Source organism: Stenotrophomonas sp. Nf1 (assembly GCF_003028475.1).
Taxonomy (GTDB): domain Bacteria; phylum Pseudomonadota; class Gammaproteobacteria; order Xanthomonadales; family Xanthomonadaceae; genus Stenotrophomonas.
This window is the reverse complement of record NZ_PYTV01000018.1, coordinates 2,501-5,363: the sequence shown is the minus strand read 5'-3', so window position 1 is coordinate 5,363 and position 2,863 is coordinate 2,501. Positions and strand designations below refer to the sequence as shown.

At 54.0% G+C, this 2,863-nt stretch carries 2 rRNA genes (1 of these 2 only partly in view); both read right to left on the bottom strand.

What is annotated here, in order from left to right:
* Positions 1 to 9 precede the first annotated feature (9 nt).
* Positions 10 to 124: ribosomal RNA gene (rrf, locus tag C9412_RS20425) — 5S ribosomal RNA — on the bottom strand.
* Positions 125 to 250: 126 nt separating this feature from the next.
* Positions 251 to 2,863: ribosomal RNA gene (locus C9412_RS20420) — 23S ribosomal RNA — on the bottom strand; it runs 265 nt beyond the window's last position.

Sequence of the window (2,863 nt, the reverse complement as noted above, 5' to 3'; positions counted from 1 at the left end):
GGGTGTAAACCCTGGCGATGACCTACTCTCGCATGGCTTGAGCCACACTACCATCGGCGCAGCTGCGTTTCACTTCCGAGTTCGGGATGGGATCGGGTGGTTCCACAGCGCTAATTTCACCAGGGAGGCTTTTGGAGAGTCGCACTCGTCCCTAGGGGACAAGGCGCCAGCCTCGCATAGTTCTTGTGACGTAGCGTGCACTTGGATGCTCTTACGACGCTGTCGTAAAGCCAAGGCAACTTGAGGTTATATGGTCAAGCCTCTCGGATCATTAGTATCAGTTAGCTCAATACATTGCTGTACTTACACACCTGACCTATCAACCACGTAGTCTACATGGTTCCTTCAGGGGGCTTGTGCCCCGGGAGATCTCATCTTGAGGCGCGCTTCCCGCTTAGATGCTTTCAGCGGTTATCGCTTCCGAACATAGCTACCCGGCAATGCCACTGGCGTGACAACCGGAACACCAGAGGTTCGTCCACTCCGGTCCTCTCGTACTAGGAGCAGCCCCTCTCAAATCTCCAACGCCCATGGCAGATAGGGACCGAACTGTCTCACGACGTTCTGAACCCAGCTCGCGTACCACTTTAAATGGCGAACAGCCATACCCTTGGGACCGACTACAGCCCCAGGATGTGATGAGCCGACATCGAGGTGCCAAACACCGCCGTCGATATGAACTCTTGGGCGGTATCAGCCTGTTATCCCCGGAGTACCTTTTATCCGTTGAGCGATGGCCCTTCCATACAGAACCACCGGATCACTAAGTCCTAGTTTCCTACCTGCTTGATCCGTCGATCTTGCAGTCAAGCACGCTTATGCCTTTGCACACAGTGCGCGATGTCCGACCGCGCTGAGCGTACCTTCGAGCTCCTCCGTTACTCTTTAGGAGGAGACCGCCCCAGTCAAACTACCCACCATACACGGTCCCCGACCCAGATAATGGGCCCAGGTTAGAACGTCAAGCACGACAGGGTGGTATTTCAAGGATGGCTCCACTGCAGCTAGCGCCACAGTTTCATAGCCTCCCACCTATCCTACACAGACGAACTCAACGTTCAGTGTAAAGCTATAGTAAAGGTTCACGGGGTCTTTCCGTCTTGCCACGGGAACGCTGCATCTTCACAGCGATTTCAATTTCACTGAGTCTCGGGTGGAGACAGCGCCGCTGTCGTTACGCCATTCGTGCAGGTCGGAACTTACCCGACAAGGAATTTCGCTACCTTAGGACCGTTATAGTTACGGCCGCCGTTTACTGGGGCTTCGATCAAGAGCTTCGCCTTGCGGCTGACCCCATCAATTAACCTTCCAGCACCGGGCAGGCGTCACACCCTATACGTCCACTTTCGTGTTTGCAGAGTGCTGTGTTTTTGATAAACAGTCGCAGCGGCCTGGTTACTGCGACCCTCTTCAGCTATAGCTCGCACGAGCCACCAAAAAGGGTGCACCTTCTCCCGAAGTTACGGTGCCATGTTGCCTAGTTCCTTCACCCGAGTTCTCTCAAGCGCCTGAGAATTCTCATCCTACCCACCTGTGTCGGTTTACGGTACGGTCTGCGTAAGCTGAAGCTTAGGAGCTTTTCCTGGAAGCGTGGTATCAGTGACTTCGCCATAAAGGCTCGTCTCGGTGCTCGGTCTTAAAGGATCCCGGATTTGCCAAAGATCCAAACCTACCGCCTTTCCCCAGGACAACCAACGCCTGGTACACCTAACCTTCTCCGTCCCTCCATCGCACTTACGCGAGGTGCAGGAATATTAACCTGCTTCCCATCGACTACGACTTTCGTCCTCGCCTTAGGGGCCGACTCACCCTGCGCCGATTAACGTTGCGCAAGGAAACCTTGGGCTTTCGGCGTGCGGGTTTTTCACCCGCATTATCGTTACTCATGTCAGCATTCGCACTTCCGATACCTCCAGCGGACTTCTCAATCCACCTTCGCAGGCTTACGGAACGCTCCTCTACCGCGCATACAAAGTATGCACCCCAAGCTTCGGTTCAGTGCTTAGCCCCGTTAAATCTTCCCCGCAGACCGACTCGACCAGTGAGCTATTACGCTTTCTTTAAAGGGTGGCTGCTTCTAAGCCAACCTCCTGGCTGTCTGTGCCTTTCCACATGGTTTTCCACTTAGCACTGAATTTGGGACCTTAGCTGTGGGTCTGGGTTGTTTCCCTTTTCACGACGGACGTTAGCACCCGCCGTGTGTCTCCCATACAGTCCGTCTCGGTATTCGGAGTTTGCAATGGTTTGGTAAGTCGCGATGACCCCCTAGCCATAACAGTGCTCTACCCCCGAGAGGATACATATGAGGCGCTACCTAAATAGCTTTCGAGGAGAACCAGCTATCTCCGGGTTCGATTAGCTTTTCACTCCTAATCACACCTCATCCCCTACCTTTGCAACGGGAGTGGGTTCGGGCCTCCAGTGCGTGTTACCGCACCTTCACCCTGGGCATGACTAGATCACCCGGTTTCGGGTCTACTGCCCGCGACTATGCGCCCTTATCAGACTCGGTTTCCCTTCGCCTCCCCTATACGGTTAAGCTTGCCACGAACAGTAAGTCGCTGACCCATTATACAAAAGGTACGCAGTCACTCCTTGCGGAGCTCCTACTGCTTGTACGCACACGGTTTCAGGTTCTATTTCACTCCCCTCTCCGGGGTTCTTTTCGCCTTTCCCTCACGGTACTGGTTCACTATCGGTCGGTCAGTAGTATTTAGCCTTGGAGGATGGTCCCCCCATGTTCAGACAGGGTTTCACGTGCCCCGCCCTACTCGTCTTCACTGAAATGGCCCTTTCAGATACAGGGCTGTCACCTTCTATGGCCACCCTTTCCAGAGTGTTTTCCTAGAACCAAATCAGCTTA